Raw genomic sequence first — 21,471 nt, 5'->3', positions numbered from 1 at the left:
ACTAACTCTAAACTATTTAGATTAGTATATTTTCTTCTGAAATTATTCCATAAACATGCCCTAGAATCGGTTGGCCAATAAAGGCACTATTTTTACATGAAGCGTAAATGTCATCTTTTGAGAATTCTTTTTCAGCGTCTGGATTAAAGAGCGTAAGGTTTGCTTTTTCCCCTTCCGCTAGTATTGGAGTAGCAATATTATAGCGTTCTCTTCCTTTTGTTAGTATGTGTATAGCGGTAGCTACTTCAAAAATTTTGTTTAGGGCTCCAAATGCAGATTCCAAGCCTATCGTGCCATAGGCAGCATTGTCAAATTCTATAATTTTTTCTTCCACATCTAACGGAGTGTGGTCTGAAGTTACAAAATCAATAACGCCATCAAGAACGCCCTTTATAAGCATTCTAGCGTCTTTTTTAGTGCGAAGCGGGGGCATCACTTTAAAATTAGTATCAAAGCCTTCTAATTCTTCGTCTGTGAGTACAAGGTTGTGAATAGCTACACTACAGGTAACATCTAAGCCTTTCTTTTTTGCCGTAGCAATTAACTTTACGGCATTTGCCGTAGATATCGTAGGGATATGTAATTTTCCTCCTGTATATTCTAAAATAAATAAATCTCTAGAAATTTGCAATTCCTCCGCTAAAGAAGGAATTCCTTTGAGTCCTAAACGAGTTGCGACTACTTCTTCATTGACTACTCCCTTTCCGGCGATCTGAACATCTAATGGAAAAGAGTACACTAATGCATCAAAACCTTGCGCATATTGCAAGGCTATTTTAAGAAGGTTAGAGTTTTTAGTGGGATTTTTATAATCAGAGAAAGCAACGGCGCCAGCATTTTGCATATCAAACAATTCTGCTAAAACTTCTCCCTCAGATTTTACGGTTAAGGTTCCTAGTGGATGTAATTTAGTAGGTTTGTTGTTGGCTTTGTTTTTTAAAAATACAATATCCGAACTAGAATCGGGTAGTGGGTTCGTAGTCGGATTTAGAATCACATCGGTAAAGCCACTTTTTGCAGCGGTAAACAAACCATTCTCAATGGTTTCGCGTTCTTCATGACCAGGTTCTCCAAAAGATACGCTGCTATCAAACCAACCAATAGAGACATGTAGGTTTTCTAGCGCAATAATTTTTGTTTGCTTTTCGGCCTCAATTTTAGGAGCAATTTTAGAAATGATACCATTTTTAATTAGAATATCTCTTTTCTCAAGATGGTGTTCTTTATTTGTGGCATCTACAATTTTTGCAGCTTTTAAAAGTACGTTCATTTTAAATATTTTTGAATACCAATTTCAATCAAACCAAATAGTAATGCTAAAATAACAAACCATTTCCAAAGCTCGTTTTTACTATCATCTTTTTCTAAAGTGTCAAACAAATCTGATATTGATGTTGGTGTATAAATGTCTTTACTATTTTCTAAATCCAAATAAGTTAAATTACTCTCTGTTCTTGGATAATTAAAACCAAGGTGTTTAAAATTTGTTTCTTTATTTTTTACTGTAAATAGTCCATCTTCAGAAGGTACTTCATTAAAGTTTAGAACTATTTTGTTGTTTAGAGATTGTTGCTGCGGGATGTATTCATTCGTTGCATTTGAAATCTTCAAAACTGCATCGTTAATACCTTCCACGGCTATGGTCACAGAATTATTTTTTCCTACGGTATAGTATAGCTCCTGTTGCTTTAAGCTTTCTACGCCCATATTGTATAACGTAGGAACAATCAAAGGCGAATTTTTAAAGTTTGATAATTCTGATGATAAAGGAGAGGTGAAAAAATAAAATCCTCTTTTGCCAAGTAAGAAAGGTTCATTGCTAGCATAAGAGAGTAATGGACTTTGTTTAGCATCTAAAGAGTAATAGGTTTTTACCTCTGGATATTGAAAATTGTTAACTTTTTGATCAAACACATTGCTATAAATTGGATGATCAAAATTAATATGGGTAATCTCTTGGGAAGTAGTTATTTTTTGATTCAATTTTACGCCAAAATTACTTAGAAGAGTATTGTAATTTGTAATGGTAATATCGTCATTTGGAATCACTATTAAGGTTCCTCCTTGTTGCGTGAATAAATGCAGTGCCTGCACCAATGCTTCTGGTAGCGCTTCTAATTCATTTAAGATAATGGTATGCTGACTTTCAATGAGACTATAATTTAATTGGGCAATGCTATTTTTCTGGTACTCAAATTCTTCTGCAGTATAAATTCTTTCTAAGTAGCCTGTTTCAACTCCGTAGATTTCTAGAATTCTTACTTTTTCCTTTTTATTTCTACTGAAAAAAAACTGGTTGTCATAATTTAGTCCCGTATCTTCTAATTGTATTTTTCCAAGGATAAGGTCATTCTCAGGAAGGGAAATGGTGACGCTTGCACTTTTTGTATTGTTAAATTCTGCAGCTGTTTTTGCAATTAATTGATCTCCATTGTATACAGAAATAGGCTGATTTTCTAAATCCTGAGAGGCTGATAATTTTATTTTTATCGTTGTCGTCTCGTTAGATTCGGGACTATAAAAAATACTATCAATAGCAATGTTTTCAACCTTAGAAGGGGTTAATTGTATGTAGTAATTATTTAATTCTTTGGATGGTTTTAAAGACGCTTCCTTATTTTTTTGAAAATCACTGATTACAATTAGGTTTTTTATGCTATTTGAAGCAGTACTAAAAAGAGCGGTAGCTTTTAGGGTAATAGCCTCAAGAGGTAATTGATTTTGTGAAAAATTTAGCGATAGCAAATCATTTTGTATGGCTGCAATAGTAGTATTTGAAAAGGTATTGTTATTTGTAAATAGGGTAATTGGTGCGTTTTTCGGTGCGTTTTTTACAATTTCTTGAACTGCTACTTCTAATAGAGAGGTATTTCCTTTTTTGGCTTGCATGCTAAAGGAATTGTCCAAATATATAATGGTTTCTTTATTTTTAAAAACGGTATTCTTTGCAAAAAAAGGTTGGGTAAATGCAATGATCAATGCTGTAAAGAGCAGCATCCTTGTGAATAAAAGCAACCATTTTTTAAGAGATCTACTTTTCTGAGATTCGGCAACTACCTGCTGCAGCATCTTTACATTCGTAAATGCTGTTTTTTTAAACCGACGTAGTTGTAAAAGGTGAATTAATATAGGAATCAGTAGTAAAAATAAGCCCCAAAGTATTTCTGGATGTTTAAAATGCATTCCTAATAATTGTTTGACAAATATAATTAAATAATTATTGGATTGTTTGTAAAACGGACATTAATTAAACCAAACGGCGTAGCCTTTTCTTCGTAATTCTAAGGCTACCAATTCTTCCATTTTTAGGCCTTCTTGCTTTGTCTTTAAAATGGGAATGTGGTTGTATAAGCTAGGACGCAAATAGCTACCATATTTTTGCACAATTGCGGAAGATAATTTATGACCTTTTTTGTTTCTATACCCTGTTTTATGTTGTTCTAAACGCTCTTTAGGGGTCTTACTCGTCATGCCTACATATACGCATTCTAGTACTCCGTTAAATTGCGGATTAGCAGCTCTAAACCTCCAATTTTCCGTAAAGACCTTTTTTTGCAGTTCGATGACGTAGATTCTATATTCGGTTTTGGCCATAGTGTTTTAGATGTGTTTAGCAGAAGAAATAATAATCTTTATAAGTGCTTAAATTAAGATGTTCTAATTGATTTTTAATATGTTTTTGGTCCTCATGATTGGCAACGGTAATAATTACTTGAGGGTTTTCTTGTTGCACTAAAATACTAGATTCCAGCATTTCTATATCATAAATATGTTTCCCTATCTTCTTTTCATTATTACAAATCCATTTAAAATCTATATTATTTGCTAGTAGCTTTTTGGCAATGGTTTTTCCTTTTTTTCCAGCGCCCCACAATACAATATTCTTTTGAGGATCTAATTCAATTTCTTTAAAGTAATCAAATTTTATGTCTAAAAAGGTATTCTCTGCATAATGATCGCTGGTTCTAGATGTTCTGGTAGAATAATCGCGCCATAAATGCAATACGTCATTACATGGAATACAGATGAGTTTATGTTTATAAAAACGAAAAGCTAAATCATAATCTTCAGGGTACGTATTTGTATTAAAACCGCCACAAGCATCAAAATCTGAGGAATAGACCATCCAACAGGGAGAGGGAATAACACATTCCTTGTAAATTTCACTGAAATTTGTTCCTCTTGAGGTCAAGCCGTTCAGCCATTTCTCATACGCGGCATAACCATCATTCACACCTGTTTCAGAAAAATAGGAAACTTTTCCCACGGCGATATGATTGTTACCATGTGCTAGTAGTGATTGTACCATCACTTCTAGCCGGTTAGGTGTCATAATATCATCAGCATCCATTCGCGTGATGAATGTTCCTGTAGCTTTGCTGTATGCTAATTGCAATGCTGGAATAATTCCAGTACCATTATTAGTAAGAATAGTAAAACGCGCATCTTTTTCTGCCATTTTCATGCCAATTGCTTTACTATCATCAGTAGATCCATCGTCTACGGCAATCACTTCAAAATTTGAATAAGTTTGCTCATGAATAGAAGCTAGACACACTGAAAAAAAATCTTCTGTATTTTTAAAAGGAATAACAATACTTACTAATGGCTCTTGCATGTTTGGGTGTTAATTTTGTTTTTGTAAGACCTCGTTTATGGCTTCTAAAACTAATGGAGTCATGACCTCATAACCAGCAATGGTGGGGTGCACTCCATCTTCTGAATAGATGTCTATCATTCCTTTTTTATCATCCACTAATGCAGCATAATAATCTAAGTAGTAACAATCGTTTGCTGTAGCATAAGCTTTAAGAAAGGTATTCATTTCAATAACACTGTCTGCAGGATTGATGCCTGGTTTCCATGCAAACTTATTTGCAGGAAGAATGGAAGAGATTATAACTTTGATTTGATTGGCGTGGGCTAGCTCTACCATAGACACAAAATTGTTTTGAATCATTTTTAATGTAGAAGGTCCTGTATTACCAGCAATGTCATTAATGCCTGCCAAAAGTACAACAGCTTTGGGTTTTAAATTGATTACATCTTGTCTAAAACGCAGCAACATCTGCGGCGTTGTTTGTCCGTTGATACCCCTGTTAATGAAAGTGTTTTCCTTAAATAAATTTGGATTTCCATAGTCTATCCAGCCTTGTGTGATAGAATCTCCCATAAATACAACCCGGTCCTCAAGTGGACTAGCTGCAGGTAATAATTCATTATCAACCGCAAAACGTTTTAAATTTGGCCAATCTTGTTGTGCTATTGTCATAACTAATGATAAACTTATATTTTGTGCCAAATTTTTCTCAAAAACGGAGTGAAATTATAGCTCTTTTTGTTCCGTATCTTTTAATGAAAGCTCTGAAATTGCTTTAGCTTTGGTGGGACTTTGCATGGCTAGATAGAGTAGTAGGGTCGTACCAATAGTAAAATATAAAGTGTAACCGTTAGACATGAACTGTAGAAATGCTAAAAAAGCAGGACCTTCCAATAGCGCAAATTTTAAAATATTTGCTTTTTGATAGAGCGCTAGTTTCGTTTTTAAGTCTTCAGAAGCATTTATAGCAGTAAGTTCTCTTGAATACAAATATTTACTAGCAAAATAACCTACCATAGCTACAATGGGCACAATGTAAATGAAAATATCATTTTCCATAGAAAACTCATTAACAAAACCAGGGCCACCGAAAAAAGTAAAAGCAGCAAAAGCTGCGAGGCTAAGTACTAAAAAAGCGTGAATAATGGTTAATGTTTTGATAGCCATATTTTGAGATGTAGTTAAGACTACCAATTTACTATATTTTTAGTTTCTAAGGACCCAATAAACTAAAAATAGCACAAGAAAGGTTGCTAATGCCGCAGAGAAGTTAATCCATCTATCCAAAGCTTTATACCTTTTAATTTTAGTTTTTATGTTCCTCATTAATTCAGGAGTAGTTTTTTTAAATTTTGGTTTTTCAGCATTATCAATAACCCGCTTATAATTGTTAGTACTTCGTACAGTACGTTTTTTTTAAAGTTTCCTGTTTGCATTTAAAGATTTAATGGCATGCAACATATTTCCGGCTCCACTCATAATAAGTTTATTTACAACTACTTATAGGTGTGATAAATAGAAAAAATGTTACAGTATTGGAATGAAATAGCAGCGATTTAGGAGGCTAGATGATCTTTTATTGTAAGAATATAAATGTAAGATTAAAAAGGATTTGCAAGCAAATAATTGATTGTCAGTAGTTTAATTTTAAAATTTACATTACAGCAAAGTTTACCATATGTTCTTCTAACCTTTAAATAACCTCTTAACTTTTTTATAAGAATGAGGTAATAAAAGCAAAATACTGAATTAACATAGCTCTTAAGGTTTATAAATAGTTTTGGCAGCGAGAATAAATAACTATAAACTAAAAATTTTATGAAAACCTTTAAATCAACTTTTTTAAGTGCCTTATTGCTTTCTGCATTGGCATTAACTTTTAACAGCTGTAACCCAGAAGATGGTGTAGATGGCACAGATGGTGTGGCCGGTGTTGATGGTGCAGACGGTGCAGACGGAATTGATGGTGTAGACGGAATGGATGCTTCCGTGTATTTGACAAGTTCAAAGTCACCAAATTTATTTAAGGTAACCAGTGATTTCGTGAACTTAAAAATGTCTTTAGTATTAACATCAGAAGATATAATTCCTAATTCACCCGATTTCGTGTATGGTTCTTTAGCAGATGGTGCTGGATTATTAGATAACGGTGATGATACTTTTACTTTAATCAATAATATAGAAGGTGATTATTCTATAGCCCGTATCATGTTGAATAAAAACTTAAGACCTTTTTATGGGGAATATATTTTAAATGCTGAAGCTACAGCATCCACAGCTATGTGTTCTGGTACTTTAATCACCAATGGAGAACACGGATTTGGACCTTTATATTTATCAGGCGGCGAATGGGGTGGTGCTTCAAAAGGAGTATTTGTTGTAGATCCTGCAAAAAGTGCAGATGCGGCTAGTACAGGAGAAATGTTACCTGCTTTAGGGCAATGGTCTACAGAAAACGCGGTGCCAATTGGTAAAGATGCTTATGCAGATAAAACAGTCGTATTTATTGGTGATGATCACGCAGATAATAGTGTTCCTTCTGGTCAATTAGGAATGTATGTTGGTGACAGAGGCGATTTAAGTGGTGGAAAATTATACGGTTTAAAAGTTACTTCTTCTGGTGTCGATTTTGAAATGGATATGGAAGAAGGTACTGAGTATGATGTTGAATTTGTAGAGCTTGAAGAGAAAGAAATTGATGCATTGGATGCGGAAGCAAAAGCAAAAGGTGTCATGGGCTTTTCTAGATTGGAAGATATTGATTGGAGAAGAGGTTCAGCTGCTAATCAAAGAGAAATTTATTTTTGTGTGACAGGTCGTTACAGTGCAGATTTAGTAGGTAAAGGATCTATTTTAGGTCGTGTTTATAAAGTAGTATTAAATGAAAATGACCCAACTGGAGCCGCAAAAATTACGTGTGTTTTAGATGGTGATATAGTAGGAGGTAAGGCAGACGGTTTTCATTCTCCAGATAACATCTTGGTTACTGAAAATTACGCTTATATTCAAGAAGATCCTAACGGATATTTAGATACAGCGGTAAATGGTTATGCAAAATTATACCAATATAATCTTGCAACTGGAGAAATTAAAACAGTTTTAGAATGTGATCAAAATAGAGCTGAAAGCTTGGGGTATGGTACCGTTGCAAGTACCTGGGAAATTACAGGTATGATTGATGTTACTGATGTTGTGAATAATGGTGAAAACACCTTTTTAGTTATGACTCAAAACCACGGTTGGGAACCAGCAGACGGTACATCTTTTACAGATCCTAAAGCGGTATCAGATATATCATCGGCAACTAAAGAAGGTTCAATGATGTACATGATCAAAGGTTTAGATAGATAATATTGAAGAACATCATGAATAAAATACTATTTATGAAAGCTAAGACATATACTTTTGGTATATGTCTTTTGCTTTTACTCACAACTGCTTGTAAAAATGATAAAAAACCAATTGCCATACTAACGACAGACGATGAAATAACAAAATTTTATAAGTCAGAATTAAATGATTGTATTCAGTACTTAGAGGCTATGGAGGGTACAAATCAGACAAAAATTAATGTTGATTTATATACAAAAGCGCGATTTAAGTTTAAAGCTATTGAACCTATCTTATCAGCAATTGATAAAAATAATTACAAGTCCCTCAATGCACCGAATATTTTGCAAGTTCAAGAAGAAGATCTTACGGATATTAAGATCAGAAACCCCTTTGGTTTTCAGGTGATAGAAGAATTACTTTTTGATCCTGAGGCAGACAGCGTAGCACTTTATAATACTATAAATCTAACAAAAAACCGACTCAAACTAATTGAAAAAAACACCCAAATAAACCTTAAAGATCATCATTTAATATGGCTTTTCAGAAATCAAATTGTACGTACAGCCACAACAGGTATTACTGGCTTTGATTCTCCTGTATTAGGGCAATCTTTGTTAGAATGCCAAACAACTTACCAAACTTTAATTGATTTAACAGAGATTCTAAAACCAAAATTTAATTCTAATACGTTGTATGTTGCACTAATAGAATCATTCAAAAATTCAATTTCAGCACTAAATCATGATTTTGATAGCTTTGATCGCTATGGTTTTATTAAAAATAATACCGACAAACAGCTAGAATTATTGGTAAAAGTTCAAAAAGATTGGAAGGTTCAGTTTCCGTTTGAAATGGCTATTTCTAATGAGGCAACTTCTCTTTTTGATTCCAATACACTGAATGTATTTTATTTTTCAGATTATAAAAGTGATACGTTAAAATTGAAAGAAAAGCAGCTTTTAGGTAAGCAGTTATTCAATGATAAAATGCTTTCCAAAAATTATGAAATGGCTTGCGCTACCTGTCATATAAAAGATAAAGCTTTTACAGATGGCAAAAAAACATTCGATAAAAATCAAATAAGAAATACACCCACCTTACGCTATGCGGCCTATCAGCAAACGTTTTTTATGGATGGGCGTTCCGGTAGCTTGGAAGGTCAAATAGTAGGAGTTGCCGATAATCACGACGAGTTTAATTTGCCAATGGATTCTATTGTAAATCGTGTACGCAATGAACAGCATTATAAAATTCAATTTGACACGCTATATCAAGGAAAACGAATGGAATATAATGTTCGGCATGCCATAGCTTCCTATATCAGAACTTTAAATAGTTTTGATTCAAAATTTGATAAAAACATAAATGGACTTGAAGATACATTAACAGAAGAAGAAATTTCTGGATTTAACTTATTTATGGGAAAGGCTGTTTGTGCCACATGTCATTTTGCGCCATTATTTAATGGAACCGTACCTCCTGACTATAAAGATACGGAAGTGGAGTTGATAGGTGTGCCTCAAGAAAATGATACTATTAATGCTTTAATTAGTCAAGACTTAGGTAGGTATGATAAGTTTAAAACAGAAGAGCGGAAACATTTTTTTAAGACACCGACGGTTAGAAATGTTGAAAAAACAGCACCTTATATGCATAATGGAGTGTACACATCGCTAGAACAAGTGGTTGATTTTTATAACAGAGGTGGAGGGCAAGGAATAGGAATTGAAGAGGCATATCAAACGCTTCCTTTTGACAATCTGAATTTAATTAAAAAGGAGCAAGCTGAATTAGTTGCATTTATGAAAACCTTAACCGATTCAGAATAAGATAGTGTAATCCTCTCAACTTTTGAGGGGATTAAAATTTCTCAAATACACCTAAGCCAAATAAGGCAAAATCATACTTAGCAGGATCATTTGCATCCATTTTACGAAGACTGGTATCTAATTCCGCTAAAGCTTTAGCATCGTTTTGTTTTCGCTTGAGGAGTTTTAATTTGCGCGCTACATTCCCAGAGTGAACATCTAGCGGACACGATAAATAGGCAGTTGGAATGGTATCCCATATACCAAAATCGACACCAGTAGCCGCATCGCGCACCATCCAACGCAGAAACATATTAATACGCTTAGCGGCAGAACCTTTCATGGGATCTGAAACATGTTTAGTAGTTCTGCTTGGGTGTGGGATTTCAAAAAATACTTTTTTAAACCCAGATATGGCAGGTTGCAGGGATTTATCAGCAATATTTGCCTTAAAAACAGCTTCTAATCCACCATGATGTATATAAATATTATGAAGACTTTTGATGAAAAATTTTAGATCTTCACCATTAAAGGTACGGTGCACAAATGCATCAAACCTAGCGAGATCATCTTCTTGATGATTTAAAATAAAATCATAAGGAGAATTATCCAATAAGGACATCATTTTTTTTGCGTTGGTAATAATACTTTTCCTATTTCCCCATGCAATGGTGGCTGTTAGAAAAGCACTAATTTCAATATCTTCTTTCTGTGAAAATGTATGTGGAATCTGAATAGGATCTGTATCTAAAAAAGTGGGCTTGTTATATTGAATTACTTTTTCGTCAAGAAATAGTTTGAGTTCTGTTTTCTTCATTAAGGAATAGTTTCTCCTGCAAATTTAAAGAATAACATTGGAGCAAGTAGAATTCCATTATGTAATGCGTGCAATAGCATAGACCATACTAATCCTAATTTTACCCGAGCAAATCCAAGAAATATTCCTGCAGCTGTTTGTGGTAATACCAATATAGGAGCCAACCAAAGGTGGTCTGCGTATGTTTCAAAATTAGTTAAGTGTACTGCTCCAAATAAAAAAACAGACCCATAATAAGCATATGAAAAATATTTAGGATTTTTAAAAAAAGTTAAGGTTCCTCTAAAAATTAGCTCTTCTAATACAGGAGCCAAAATTACAGCCAGAAAAAAAATACCATAAATAGGATATTTTTTAAACATTTCTGCAACGCCATGCGCGCCTAGATTGGCACCCACGGCAGTAGTGATAACTCCCATCACAATTCCTAAACCAAAACTAGCGGCAATATTTAAAACCAGTAGTTTCTTAAGAATGCTCCATTTTTCAGAATCATGGATTTTGTAGGGTTCATTTTTTGGATTTTTAAAATACTCCCATACTTCAGAAATCATTCTGCCGTCATCATTTTACCATCAACCATGGTTAGTTTTCTATCTGCCATTTCAGCCAACTCTTCATTGTGGGTTACGATAACAAAGGTTTGGCCAAATTCATCTCTTAGTTTAAAAAATAATTTATGAAGATTATCGGCACTTTCCGTATCTAAATTTCCACTAGGTTCATCCGCAAAAATAACACTGGGGCTATTTACTAAAGCACGTGCTACAGCAACACGTTGTTGTTCTCCACCAGATAATTCATTTGGTTTGTGATGATACCGATGCGATAGGCCTAAAAAGTCTAGCAATTCTTTGGCTCTTTTTTCAGCATCATTCTTTGCCGTATTTTTAATGAAAGCAGGAATACATACATTTTCTAAAGCAGTAAACTCAGGAAGTAACTGGTGAAATTGAAATATAAATCCAATATTTTCATTTCTAAATTTAGCCAATTCCTTTTCTGATAAAGCAGTAATATCTCTTTCTTTTATTAGAAGATGACTTCCCTGTTTATTTGTTTGAATATCTAGTGTGCCTAGAATTTGTAGTAAGGTAGTTTTACCAGCTCCAGAAGGGCCTACAATAGAAACAATCTCTCCTTTTGCAATGTGTAAATCTACACCTTTTAAAACCTGAAGATCTCCATAATATTTCTGGATATTTTCTGCCTTTATCATTCTTATAAAATTATGGCATGAAAGTAAGCATTAGCCTAGACATGACAAAACCCGTGCCTATAGATTGATTATATTTTAAGAGGAAAACCTTCTTTGTCTATGCCACTATAAAGAAATAGAATTAAGGGGTAACAGATAGTATATTATATTTGTGACTTAAATATTTCCCATATTTTCATTTATGCAATGAATTTAATGTTTAACTTTGTTTAAGTGTTTTATTTAAAACATGAACAAAAAGCTAAGAAAAAGAAATTTGATGGATCCATATAAAAAGTTTGAAGAGTATGATATAGAAATTACGGATGATGTACGTAGTAACTATAAAACAATTATTGAAGGCGTAGGAGAAGACGTTACAAGAGAAGGATTAGTAAAAACTCCAGAACGTGCTGCTAAGGCTATGTTATACTTAACACAAGGATATCAACAAGATCCTGTTGAGATTTTAAAGGGTGCAATGTTCAAAGAATCCTATGATGATATGGTAATCATTAAAGACATTGAATTATATTCTCTTTGTGAGCACCACATGCTACCATTTTTTGGAAAAGCGCATATTGCTTATATCCCTAATGGTCATATTGTAGGTCTAAGTAAAATACCGCGTGTTGTAGATGTTTTTGCAAGACGTTTGCAGGTTCAAGAGCGTTTAACTCATGATATATTAGAATGTTTAAATGATACCTTGAAGCCTAAAGGTGTAGCGGTAGTTATAGAAGCTTCACATATGTGTATGATGATGCGTGGTGTACAAAAGCAAAATTCTGTGACAACTACTTCTGGGTTTAGAGGGCAGTTTGAGAAGCAAGAAACAAGAAATGAGTTTTTAAAATTGATTAGTTCTAAACTTTCGTAATCATAGTCGCATATTTTTTGGCATCTATTTTGATTATAATTAATTAAAATAGTAAATTTAAATATGTCAGAATTAAAAGATAATAAAGTACGCAACCTGTTTTTAAGCCTTCTTTTTGATGCTTTAGGACTCGTGTCGTTTGTAATTCCAGGAATAGGAGAGTTTTCAGATATTATCTGGGCACCAATTTCTGCTTGGTTAATGACTAGGCTGTACAAAGGTAAAATAGGGCAGGCTGCCGGAATGGTAACTTTCGTAGAGGAGTTAATTCCTGGGTCAGATTTTATTCCAACCTTTACCATCATGTGGTTTTATACCTATGTATTTAAAAAGAAAAAAGAAGAAGTGATTATAGAAGCATAAAAAAATCCTCGGGAAATTTCCCGAGGATTTTTTGTTTAATAAAGTAGGCTAGATAGATAAAAGTATTTGACAAGGATGTATCTTTGCCGCCAATCTATTTTTAATGAGTTTTACCTTACTATCTTCTCCATTACAGGGCTTTACCGATTTTCGTTTTAGAAATGCATTCCATCACTTTTTTGGTGGAATAGATACTTTTTATGCGCCTTACATTCGTTTAGATGGTAAATTGGTCATCAAATCATCGTATCAACGCGATTTACAGCTTGAAAATAATACCGATTTAAGTCTTATCCCGCAAGTAATGACTAATGATGCAGATGAGTTCCTATTTGTCGTAAAGTACATTCAAGATTTAGGCTATACGGAGTTAAATTGGAATTTAGGTTGTCCATACCCTATGGTGACTAAACGTGGCATGGGCTCTGGGTTAGTAAAAGAAGCAGATAAGATTGATCATATTCTGGACCGCGTACACGCAGAAACCAATGTTACCGTTTCTATGAAAATGCGCATGGGTTATGAAGATAGTAGTGAGATATTAGATACGTTTCCAATTTTAGATAAATACCCTATCAAAAATATCGCAATACATGCACGTATAGGTAAGCAGCTTTATAAAGGAGGGGTAGACCTAGATGCTTTTCAACGTTGTGTAGATAGTACACGTCATAAATTATATTACAATGGTGATATTACTTCCGTACAAACCTTTAAGAATATGCAGGAACGTTTTCCGAGTATAGACCATTGGATGATTGGCCGTGGTTTGATAGCGGATCCTTTTCTACCAAGTATGATTAAAGCAAATACGTTTGAATATCCAGAAGATAGATGGGCAATTTTTAGTGAATTTCATGAGACTATATATAAAGATTATGATGCTTTTTTATCGGGCCCAACTCCAATAAAGATGAAAATGCAGGGGTTTTGGGAGTTTTTCTCACAATCATTTTCAAATCCACAGAAAACATTTAAAGCGATAAAAAAAGCAAATAACCCAAGGGCTTACCAAAGTGCTGTAGCGGAAATTTTAAAGAAAGAAATGAGCTTGTAGGAAACTATAGCCTTACCTTTGCAGCTTATTTTTTAGTCCATTTTGAAAGATATTCTACTTATAACACCTCCGTTTACGCAATTAAACACGCCTTATCCCGCAACGGCTTATTTAAAAGGGTTTTTGAATACAATAAACATTTCTTCTTTTCAAATCGATTTAGGTATTGAAGTAATTCTAGAATTATTTTCAAAAAATCAGTTTCAAAAAATATTTGATTATGCCAAGGAGCATGCTACGATTGTATCAGAAAATTGCCATCGGATTTATGCTTTAAAGGATGTTTATTTACAAACGATAAATCCTGTTATCGCATTTTTACAAGATAAGAACCCAACATTTGCGCGACAAATTTGTACAGATGGTTTCTTACCGGAAGCCTCACGTTTTCAGCAGCTAGACGATTTAGATTGGGCTTTTGGTGAAATGGGATTGCAAGATAAAGCAAAGCATTTAGCGACTTTATATCTAGAAGACTTATCAGATTTTATCGTAGAATGTATTGATGCTAATTTTGGATTTAGCAGGTATGCAGAGCGTTTAGGGCGAAGTGCAAATTCTTTTGATGAATTATATGGTAAATTACAAGAAGAGGTTACCTATATAGATGAATTAACTTTAGCTATTCTAGATCATCATATAAGAAACGTACAACCTAAATTAGTATGTTTTTCAATTCCTTTTCCAGGTAATTTGTATAGCGGATTTAGAAGTGCACAGTATATAAAAAAACATTTTCCCACCATAAAAATTGGAATGGGTGGCGGTTTTGCAAACACAGAATTGCGATCTGTTACCGATACGCGTGTTTTTGAATTTTTTGATTACATCACCCTAGATGATGGTGAATTACCTGTGGAATTATTAGTGAACGCGGTTACCAATAATCCAAATACGCTAGGGGAGTTTAAAAGAACCTTTTTAGTGCAAAATGAAAAGGTAACCTATCTAAATACAGCGAAAAGAGCAGATTATAAGCAAAGTGAGGTAGGAACTCCTGATTATACCGATTTACTTTTAGACCACTATATTTCTGTAATTGAGATAGCAAATCCAATGCATAGCTTGTGGAGTGACGGGCGCTGGAATAAATTGACCATGGCACATGGTTGCTATTGGGGGAAATGTACCTTCTGCGATATTTCATTAGATTATATAAAAGTATACGAACCCGTTGCGGCTAAGCTTTTAGTAGATAGGATGGAAACACTTATTGAACAAACAGGAGAAAACGGCTTCCATTTTGTAGATGAAGCAGCTCCACCTTCTTTAATGAAGGCCCTAGCGATAGAAATTTTAAAACGAAATTTAATAGTTACTTGGTGGACCAATATACGGTTTGAAAAAAGCTTCACCTCTGATTTGTGTAAGCTATTAAAGGCTTCTGGCTGTATAGCAGTATCAGGGGGCTTAGAAGTGGCGTCTGACCGGTTATTAAAATTGATTGATAAAGGGGTGACGGTTGCTCAGGTGGCGCAGGTGACACGTAATTTTACGGAGGCGAACATTATGGTGCATTCCTATTTAATGTATGGCTACCCAACGCAGACCGTCCAGGAAACCGTAGATAGCCTTGAAATGGTACGTCAACTTTTTGAAGTAGGGGTGTTACAATCAGGTTTTTGGCATCAGTTTGCACTAACAGCCCACAGTCCCGTCGGGATTAATCCGTCAGCATATGGTATTATCCCAGATATTAAGGAAATCACCTTTGCCAATAACGATATTGATTTTAAGGATACTACGGGTATCGATCATGAGCAATTTAGTTTCGGCTTAAAAAAATCACTTTTTAATTATATGCATGGTATTGGTTTTGAAACTCCTTTACAGCAATGGTTTGATTTTAAAATTCCGAAATCACAAATTGAAAAAAACTTCATTGAGAATTGTTTGGAAACACCCCTTGCACTTAGTGCGAAGCCCACAGCTAAAATTCTTTGGTTAGGCGGTATGCCACAATTAGAAATTAGTACCAAAACAAAACGTGGACAATCTTGGGAGCAATTAAAAATGATGTTTCATGATCGAAAAAATGTTACCACCATTACTTTAGAAAAAGAGACAGGGGAGTGGTTGTATCAACAGTTAGAAAAATTACAAGTACAAGAAGGGGCATTGATCTCATTTGGAGTCCTAAAAGCAGATTTTGAAATGCAATTTGAAAACTTTGAATTGTTTTGGTTTTCAAAACCTCTGCAGACCTTAAAAGAAACAGGATTACTAACGCTTTAAATAAAGTAGAAAATAGCGTCATACATGAATTTTAAACAAGCCTTAGGGTATATGGTTATTAGTACTTTGTCTTTCACTTTTATGAATGCCACCGTAAAATATCTGGCTCATTTGCCCGCCTATGAATTAGTATTCTTTAGATCCTTAGGAACGTTAGTTCTAACGCTTTCTTTTTTAACATATCACAAGATTCCAATTTTAGGAAATAAAAGAAAATTACTAATTTATAGAGGTTTGGCGGGGGTTACCTCTATGACCTTATACTTTATGTCTTTAAAGTATTTAACGATGGGTACGGCAGTTTCTTTACGCTATATAGCACCAATATTCGCAGCATTTTTTGCCATTTTCCTATTAAAGGAAAAAGTGAAGTTTCTACAATGGATATTCTTCGGAATTGCTTTTGGAGGGGTAATGATATTAAAAGGTTTTGATGGCACGCTAGACCCATTTGGGTTGGTCTTGATTATAGCAGCTGCTTTTTTTAGCGGCTTAGTATATGTGACTATTAGTAAAATAGGGAAGCAAGATCATCCGGTAGTCGTTGTCAACTATTTTATGATGATCGCAACAATAACAGGAGGGATCCTTTCTATTTTTAATTGGGTAACCCCTAAAGGTATAGAATGGCTTCTTTTATTAGGTTTAGGGATATTTGGTTATTTTGGTCAATTGTATATGACCAAAGCATTTCAATCTGGGACTACCACTCAAGTAGCACCCCTAAAATATATAGAGGTGCTTTTTACGGTAACCGTAGGATTACTTTGGTTTAATGAAATTTATACCTTGTGGAGCATATTAGGTATAGTGATGATTATTGGCGGATTAATACTTAATGCGCTGTATAAATCTAGAACCTCTTAGTTTATTTTACGTTGTCTAAACCATAAGTCTTCCAAACTCATGTTTAGGGTGAATAGGTGATAGTTTTCTTTAATTAGGACATTTTCAATTACCCCTTTTGAGCCATAACTGTATGATAAATTTATCATGGAGTTAGAATTTTTACTTACAGGTAATCCTATCCCTGTAGTAATATTAAAGCCATTTATTTTTTTGTTATTAACTTCTAAATATCCCGTATCATAATTATAACCAAGTCTATAATTAATACGATCACTGTATTTAAAACTACTCTTATTCTTGATATATTCTAAACCTACTCCTAGAATATCTTGATCTACATAACTTCCGGAAAGATCTGTTTGATTGGTAGCATCCCAATAATTCTTTTTGTAATCTGCGCTAAGCATAAAAGACTTATATAGTTTTGCGCTAAAACCGATCCCAACTTCTAAGGGCAGGTCAAAATTATCTGCATTATCAGGTTCATCAGTCTCAATGGTTACACTTGTAGATCCTTCTATTACTTTGCTTACCGAACGATCAAGGCTTCCTTTTAAGCTAGTAGGAAATTGCATGGTACTTCCTAAGGTAAACTTATCACTGAGATCAAACTGCATTCCAAACCCTAGGCGAGCACCACTATAATTGGTGGTCTCGGTTAAATTAAAAGCACTGTTACTTATGGCAAAAGATTCTGTTTCTTCAATATTTCCAAATAAGAATGAAGCACTCATTCCAAATCGTAGGTTTTCTAAAAGTGAATATCCTAAATTCAGCTTCAAATCGCTCAACGAACCTAGACCTGTTACTGAGCTTTCAAAAGTTTCCGTACTTCCTTCAATATTAGATTGAATGCCAACTAAAGAATAACCAACATCACTATAGGGAACCATGGTAATACCGGCACCAAGACCTTCTGTAATTCTAAAGGCAAAAGCAATGTTAGAAAAATTTACATTTTTCTTATTTTCGCTATAACTTCTGTTACTATAGTTATTTAATTCTCCAGTAACTCCAATATCATAGAAAAAGGAATTTTGTGGAATTAAAGCATAATTAGCAGGGTTTAAGTTGTTAATTTCAGAATCTGTCTTTATACCAATTCCCGTATATCCTAAGGCATTAGACTTTCCAATACTTGTTTGGTTAATTACTCCTAAACCATATAAGGAATAGGGAGAACTAGTTAAAGCTTCTGATTGTGAATATCCTGAATGAATTGAAATGATAAGGGTTACTATACTCGTTAAATAGGATAATTTAATTTTCTTCATCGTAAACTGCATATGTAAGTTCTAGTTTTGTTTTTGTACTGGAGTTTAGTGTACCATTTAATATAAACCGGTCTACGGTATTGGAAAAATCTTCAGGAATTAAGAGTAATGATTGATCAGAATTTAGATCGGTAGTCAGGATACTTTCAATATAAGCGGTCAAATCTATTTCGTAATAAATATCATTGTACTCTTGGTTATCTGTATTTAAGAAAGCGGTTACTGTAGAAGCATCGGTATTGTATAACTGGCTCGTTATATCATTATTCTTATCTACGAGATACACAGACATGTAATCTTCTAAAGAAAGAAAATCAGTATATGAACCAAGGACAGGCGTAATTTTTAAAACAGCTTTTAATAAAGTACCTTGTCCGCCTACATTATTTACTGTTTTAAGATAGGGTAATTCTAATTTAGTGGCTATACCTGTTCCCGATTGAATAAATGTTTTGTCATCACTATCATCACTAGATAAACTAAGCTCACCATTCGTAAGTGTTTGTAAATAATCTACAGGATCTGTGGCCGAAATAGCATTAAAAAATGGGTTAGGAGTATCGGAAGTATTAAGAATTATATCAGTGTAGCTTTGGTCTCTATCTGTTTCTCCTGCGGTAGAGTAATAAAGGCGCAAATAAAAATCAGTAGTTGCTTTTGAAAAACCTATAACAGAACCGTTATCATCAGTACCCGGAAGTAAAGCAATGCCTTTAAATTCATTGGTGAATTCTGCTGTATTTGTAATGATTTTACTTTGTAGGTTCTCAAAAAATTCTAGTCCTAAGTCATCTGAAAGTTTTATCTCTAAGGAATCTGATGATTGTGGTCTTGGCGTATAACTCAAAGTTCCTAAATCTGTATCATCATAGGCCACAGAGCTGGTATTGTAGAACGCATTATTTTCATCCGGATCAAAGTTTTCTATAAGACGCTTTATATGAATTGTATTCGTATTAGTGGTATCATTATAATAGTAGCTGTCATATTTTAAAAACAGGACAATGCTATCAAACTCTGCTTCTGTATCAATCGTATAAGAGTTAGGTAGGAGACCTGCATAGGTACCGCTGCGAACCGTTCCAAAAACAGGATCGGTATACTGACCAATTAAAGCACGGTCTGATGTCGAGGTAATGATACTATCAAACTTTACGGTAGCGGCATTGACGGTTAAGGTGTCAATAAGGACTACTCTAATATTACTATCTGTAAACAAATCTCCCGCTAAAAAATCAGAATCATTAAGGTCATCACTACAACTACCTAGCAAACCTAGTAGTACTATTGTGCTAGAAAGCCACAATTTGTTTATCATAATTTATTTTTTTTGATAAATGTATAGGACACATAATTAGCACTAGAGTAGAATAGATAAATGCGGTTATTTTTAAGACCAACTCGTAATATATTACGATAAAGCAAGATGTTCTGTTCGTAGATTAATAGTAGGGTTTCATATGTTAAAACGCCCACTTTATCTATTCTGTTTTATTTGACTTCATAAGCAGTATAGATTTGAAATCGAATTAAAAAATCAACATATTTTAAAAAATTAGTTTATGAAAGAAATGACATTAAAATATAAGATAGCCTACTTATTTGGTATTAGCTTATTATTAGTAGCAACTAGCTGCTCCAGCGATGACGATGATGATGATACAGGAAACTGGGTAGAGAAGTCTGTTTTTGATGGAAGCCCTAGAAGTGGAGCAACTAGTTTTACTATAGGTAATATAGGATACATGGGCGTAGGTTATGATGGCGATGACTATTTAAATTCTTTCTGGGCTTATGATATAGAAGGTAATTACTGGTCGCAAAAAGCAGATTTTACAGGTTCTGCACGAAATGCAGCAGCAGGATTTACCGTAAATGATAAAGGGTATATTGGTTCTGGGTATGATGGTTTGGATGAATTAGCAGATTTCTATTCGTATGACCCAGGAACTAATGCGTGGACACAGATTGCCGATTTCCCATCTACACCTCGAAGAAGCGCTATTGGCTTTGGTTTAAATGGTACAGGATATTTCGGTACTGGATTTGATGGTGATAATGATCGTAAAGATTTTTGGAAATACAACCCAACTACAGATACATGGTCAGAGCTAGTAGGTTTTGGCGGAGACAAGAGACGTGCTGCTACTACATTTATTATAAACGAAAAGGCCTATTTGGCAACTGGAGTTTCTAATGGGGTTTACCTTACAGATTTCTGGGTTTTTGATCCTGCTACAGAAGTTTGGACAGAGAAGTTAGAATTAGATGAAGAAGATGATTATGCTATTACTCGCAGTAACGCTGTTGGTTTTACACTGAATGGTTATGGCTATATCGCTTGTGGAGATCGTAGTGGTGCTAGTACTTCTGTTTGGGAGTATGATCCTGCAACAGATACTTGGGAAGTAAAAACAAGCTATGAAGGGGTTACAAGACAAGATCCTGTAGCTTTCTCAAATTCTTCAAGAGCTTTTGTTGGTTTAGGAAGATCAGGAACTTTGTACTTAGATGATTTACAAGAATTCTTTCCTTTTGCAGAATATGACGATGAAGATTAATTTGATTTAGTTATTTACAATGAATAGGGTTGTTTTATCGAAAATCAGCCCTATTATTCTTAAAATTTTGATAAATGAAAAAGAGCAATCTAGATAAAACCATAACTTTAGCAGCATTCACGATATCCTTGATAGCAATTAGTATGGTGATCATGAATTATTTAAACACCACTCCTGCTTTAGATTCAGAAGTTTTTACAGTTAAAGGAGGGTTTGGATATCAAATACAAGCAAAAGATAGAATTATAATAAAACAAGAGTATATTCCAGCGGTACAAGGAGCAGTTCCTTTTACTTCTGAAAAAGATGCCCAGTTGGTCTCAAGTTTAGTTATCAATAAGCTATTACACAATGAGAGTCCTGTCATTACTTTAAACGATTTAGAAAATTTAAATATTGAAGTGTTGAATAGGCAGTAAATTTATGGTTCTAAAGAAAAGGTACTTTTGGCAAATTCTTATTCATGTAATACTATGGCTATTTTTTTATGGCCTTT

General features: G+C 34.1%; 20 protein-coding genes. 9 read left to right on the top strand and 11 right to left on the bottom strand.

Going from position 1 to position 21,471, the window contains the following annotated elements:
* Positions 1–16: 16 nt before the first annotated feature.
* The 6 genes from BLQ19_RS14570 to BLQ19_RS14545 are packed head-to-tail and all read right to left on the bottom strand — an operon-like array spanning position 17 to position 5,767.
* Positions 17–1,270, bottom strand: a complete 1,254-nt coding sequence (locus BLQ19_RS14570; protein ID WP_074538837.1) for a dihydroorotase — start codon at positions 1,268–1,270, stop codon at positions 17–19.
* Entirely contained in the window at positions 1,267–3,183 is a 1,917-nt protein-coding gene (locus BLQ19_RS14565; RefSeq protein ID WP_074538836.1) for a BatA domain-containing protein, read from the bottom strand. Before BLQ19_RS14565 ends, BLQ19_RS14570 begins: the two co-directional genes overlap by 4 nt.
* Positions 3,184–3,243: 60 nt before the next feature.
* Positions 3,244–3,594, bottom strand: a complete 351-nt coding sequence (locus BLQ19_RS14560; protein WP_025615027.1) for a GIY-YIG nuclease family protein — start codon at positions 3,592–3,594, stop codon at positions 3,244–3,246.
* Between the two features lie 16 nt (positions 3,595–3,610).
* The gene (locus BLQ19_RS14555; protein ID WP_074538835.1) at positions 3,611–4,618 is read right to left on the bottom strand and encodes a glycosyltransferase family 2 protein; all 1,008 of its coding nucleotides are present in this window, start codon (positions 4,616–4,618) and stop codon (positions 3,611–3,613) included.
* A 9-nt stretch (positions 4,619–4,627) separates the two neighbouring features.
* Positions 4,628–5,272, bottom strand: coding sequence for an SGNH/GDSL hydrolase family protein (locus BLQ19_RS14550; RefSeq protein ID WP_074538834.1), 645 nt, complete (start codon positions 5,270–5,272; stop codon positions 4,628–4,630).
* Positions 5,273–5,326: 54 nt separating this feature from the next.
* Positions 5,327–5,767, bottom strand: a complete 441-nt coding sequence (locus BLQ19_RS14545) for a hypothetical protein (RefSeq protein ID WP_025615029.1) — start codon at positions 5,765–5,767, stop codon at positions 5,327–5,329.
* A gap of 651 nt (positions 5,768–6,418) precedes the next feature.
* On the opposite strand from BLQ19_RS14545, the gene BLQ19_RS14540 reads away from it, so the two are divergent.
* Together BLQ19_RS14540 and BLQ19_RS14535 are read left to right on the top strand one after the other, a co-directional pair.
* Complete coding sequence (locus BLQ19_RS14540) at positions 6,419–7,951, top strand: alkaline phosphatase PhoX (RefSeq protein ID WP_074538833.1); 1,533 nt, start codon at positions 6,419–6,421, stop codon at positions 7,949–7,951.
* 32 nt (positions 7,952–7,983) lie between these two features.
* The gene (locus tag BLQ19_RS14535) at positions 7,984–9,762 is read left to right on the top strand and encodes a cytochrome-c peroxidase (protein WP_074538832.1); all 1,779 of its coding nucleotides are present in this window, start codon (positions 7,984–7,986) and stop codon (positions 9,760–9,762) included.
* A 31-nt stretch (positions 9,763–9,793) separates the two neighbouring features.
* Here BLQ19_RS14535 and BLQ19_RS14530 read toward each other — a convergent pair whose 3' ends face one another.
* The 3 genes from BLQ19_RS14530 to BLQ19_RS14520 are packed head-to-tail and all read right to left on the bottom strand — an operon-like array spanning position 9,794 to position 11,777.
* Complete coding sequence (locus tag BLQ19_RS14530) at positions 9,794–10,558, bottom strand: TIGR02757 family protein (RefSeq protein ID WP_074538831.1); 765 nt, start codon at positions 10,556–10,558, stop codon at positions 9,794–9,796.
* Entirely contained in the window at positions 10,558–11,112 is a 555-nt protein-coding gene (locus tag BLQ19_RS14525) for a CPBP family intramembrane glutamic endopeptidase (protein ID WP_025615034.1), read from the bottom strand. Before BLQ19_RS14525 ends, BLQ19_RS14530 begins: the two co-directional genes overlap by 1 nt.
* Positions 11,109–11,777: an ABC transporter ATP-binding protein gene (locus tag BLQ19_RS14520; RefSeq protein WP_074538830.1), complete on the bottom strand. Its 669-nt coding sequence runs from the start codon at positions 11,775–11,777 to the stop codon at positions 11,109–11,111. Before BLQ19_RS14520 ends, BLQ19_RS14525 begins: the two co-directional genes overlap by 4 nt.
* A gap of 259 nt (positions 11,778–12,036) precedes the next feature.
* Here BLQ19_RS14520 and folE point away from each other — a divergent pair, with 259 nt between their 5' ends.
* From folE to BLQ19_RS14495, 5 genes are all read left to right on the top strand, one after another.
* A complete protein-coding gene (folE, locus tag BLQ19_RS14515; RefSeq protein WP_025615036.1) occupies positions 12,037–12,636 on the top strand; it encodes a GTP cyclohydrolase I FolE in 600 nt (199 codons plus the stop codon).
* Positions 12,637–12,699: 63 nt separating this feature from the next.
* Entirely contained in the window at positions 12,700–12,999 is a 300-nt protein-coding gene (locus BLQ19_RS14510) for a hypothetical protein (protein ID WP_024480651.1), read from the top strand.
* A gap of 103 nt (positions 13,000–13,102) precedes the next feature.
* Positions 13,103–14,056, top strand: a complete 954-nt coding sequence (locus BLQ19_RS14505; RefSeq protein ID WP_074538829.1) for a tRNA dihydrouridine synthase — start codon at positions 13,103–13,105, stop codon at positions 14,054–14,056.
* 42 nt (positions 14,057–14,098) lie between these two features.
* Positions 14,099–16,291 carry a B12-binding domain-containing radical SAM protein gene (locus BLQ19_RS14500; protein ID WP_074538828.1) on the top strand — a complete coding sequence of 731 codons (2,193 nt, stop codon included), beginning with the start codon at positions 14,099–14,101 and terminating at the stop codon, positions 16,289–16,291.
* A 24-nt stretch (positions 16,292–16,315) separates the two neighbouring features.
* Entirely contained in the window at positions 16,316–17,158 is an 843-nt protein-coding gene (locus BLQ19_RS14495) for a DMT family transporter (protein ID WP_029446366.1), read from the top strand.
* Here BLQ19_RS14495 and bamG read toward each other — a convergent pair.
* Both bamG and BLQ19_RS14485 read right to left on the bottom strand, forming a co-directional pair.
* The gene (gene bamG / locus BLQ19_RS14490; RefSeq protein ID WP_074538827.1) at positions 17,155–18,414 is read right to left on the bottom strand and encodes a BamG family beta-barrel-assembly machinery protein; all 1,260 of its coding nucleotides are present in this window, start codon (positions 18,412–18,414) and stop codon (positions 17,155–17,157) included. The two genes, BLQ19_RS14495 and bamG, sit on opposite strands and share 4 nt — an antisense overlap.
* On the bottom strand, positions 18,401–19,732 hold the full coding sequence (locus tag BLQ19_RS14485) for a DUF4270 family protein (RefSeq protein ID WP_074538826.1): 1,332 nt from the start codon (positions 19,730–19,732) through the stop codon (positions 18,401–18,403). The genes bamG and BLQ19_RS14485 overlap by 14 nt, the downstream gene beginning before the upstream one ends.
* A 244-nt stretch (positions 19,733–19,976) precedes the next feature.
* Between BLQ19_RS14485 and BLQ19_RS14480 the strand changes: the two genes are divergently transcribed.
* Both BLQ19_RS14480 and BLQ19_RS14475 read left to right on the top strand, forming a co-directional pair.
* Positions 19,977–20,975 (top strand): Kelch repeat-containing protein, encoded by a 999-nt coding sequence (locus BLQ19_RS14480; protein ID WP_083332256.1) that lies wholly within the window; start codon positions 19,977–19,979, stop codon positions 20,973–20,975.
* 74 nt (positions 20,976–21,049) lie between these two features.
* Positions 21,050–21,394, top strand: a complete 345-nt coding sequence (locus BLQ19_RS14475; protein WP_024480658.1) for a DUF4907 domain-containing protein — start codon at positions 21,050–21,052, stop codon at positions 21,392–21,394.
* The last annotated feature ends 77 nt before the right edge of the window (positions 21,395–21,471 follow it).

The sequence above is a fragment of the Cellulophaga baltica genome (genome assembly GCF_900102165.1).
GTDB lineage: Bacteria > Bacteroidota > Bacteroidia > Flavobacteriales > Flavobacteriaceae > Cellulophaga > Cellulophaga baltica.
This window is presented reverse-complemented; position numbering and strand designations above follow the sequence as displayed.

Excerpts from the sequence above, each read along its gene's own strand:
- BLQ19_RS14495 (WP_029446366.1), top strand. The coding sequence starts at position 16,316 with ATGAATTTTAAACAAGCCTTAGGGTATATGGTTATTAGTACTTTGTCT.
- BLQ19_RS14520 (WP_074538830.1), bottom strand. The coding sequence starts at position 11,777 with ATGATAAAGGCAGAAAATATCCAGAAATATTATGGAGATCTTCAGGTT.
- BLQ19_RS14530 (WP_074538831.1), bottom strand. The coding sequence starts at position 10,558 with ATGAAGAAAACAGAACTCAAACTATTTCTTGACGAAAAAGTAATTCAA.
- bamG (WP_074538827.1), bottom strand. The coding sequence starts at position 18,414 with ATGAAGAAAATTAAATTATCCTATTTAACGAGTATAGTAACCCTTATC.
- BLQ19_RS14475 (WP_024480658.1), top strand. The coding sequence starts at position 21,050 with ATGAAAAAGAGCAATCTAGATAAAACCATAACTTTAGCAGCATTCACG.
- BLQ19_RS14570 (WP_074538837.1), bottom strand. The coding sequence starts at position 1,270 with ATGAACGTACTTTTAAAAGCTGCAAAAATTGTAGATGCCACAAATAAA.
- BLQ19_RS14525 (WP_025615034.1), bottom strand. The coding sequence starts at position 11,112 with ATGATTTCTGAAGTATGGGAGTATTTTAAAAATCCAAAAAATGAACCC.
- BLQ19_RS14555 (WP_074538835.1), bottom strand. The coding sequence starts at position 4,618 with ATGCAAGAGCCATTAGTAAGTATTGTTATTCCTTTTAAAAATACAGAA.
- BLQ19_RS14560 (WP_025615027.1), bottom strand. The coding sequence starts at position 3,594 with ATGGCCAAAACCGAATATAGAATCTACGTCATCGAACTGCAAAAAAAG.
- BLQ19_RS14540 (WP_074538833.1), top strand. The coding sequence starts at position 6,419 with ATGAAAACCTTTAAATCAACTTTTTTAAGTGCCTTATTGCTTTCTGCA.
- BLQ19_RS14485 (WP_074538826.1), bottom strand. The coding sequence starts at position 19,732 with ATGATAAACAAATTGTGGCTTTCTAGCACAATAGTACTACTAGGTTTG.
- BLQ19_RS14480 (WP_083332256.1), top strand. The coding sequence starts at position 19,977 with ATGAAAGAAATGACATTAAAATATAAGATAGCCTACTTATTTGGTATT.
- BLQ19_RS14535 (WP_074538832.1), top strand. The coding sequence starts at position 7,984 with ATGAAAGCTAAGACATATACTTTTGGTATATGTCTTTTGCTTTTACTC.
- BLQ19_RS14545 (WP_025615029.1), bottom strand. The coding sequence starts at position 5,767 with ATGGCTATCAAAACATTAACCATTATTCACGCTTTTTTAGTACTTAGC.
- folE (WP_025615036.1), top strand. The coding sequence starts at position 12,037 with ATGGATCCATATAAAAAGTTTGAAGAGTATGATATAGAAATTACGGAT.
- BLQ19_RS14565 (WP_074538836.1), bottom strand. The coding sequence starts at position 3,183 with ATGCATTTTAAACATCCAGAAATACTTTGGGGCTTATTTTTACTACTG.
- BLQ19_RS14550 (WP_074538834.1), bottom strand. The coding sequence starts at position 5,272 with ATGACAATAGCACAACAAGATTGGCCAAATTTAAAACGTTTTGCGGTT.
- BLQ19_RS14510 (WP_024480651.1), top strand. The coding sequence starts at position 12,700 with ATGTCAGAATTAAAAGATAATAAAGTACGCAACCTGTTTTTAAGCCTT.
- BLQ19_RS14505 (WP_074538829.1), top strand. The coding sequence starts at position 13,103 with ATGAGTTTTACCTTACTATCTTCTCCATTACAGGGCTTTACCGATTTT.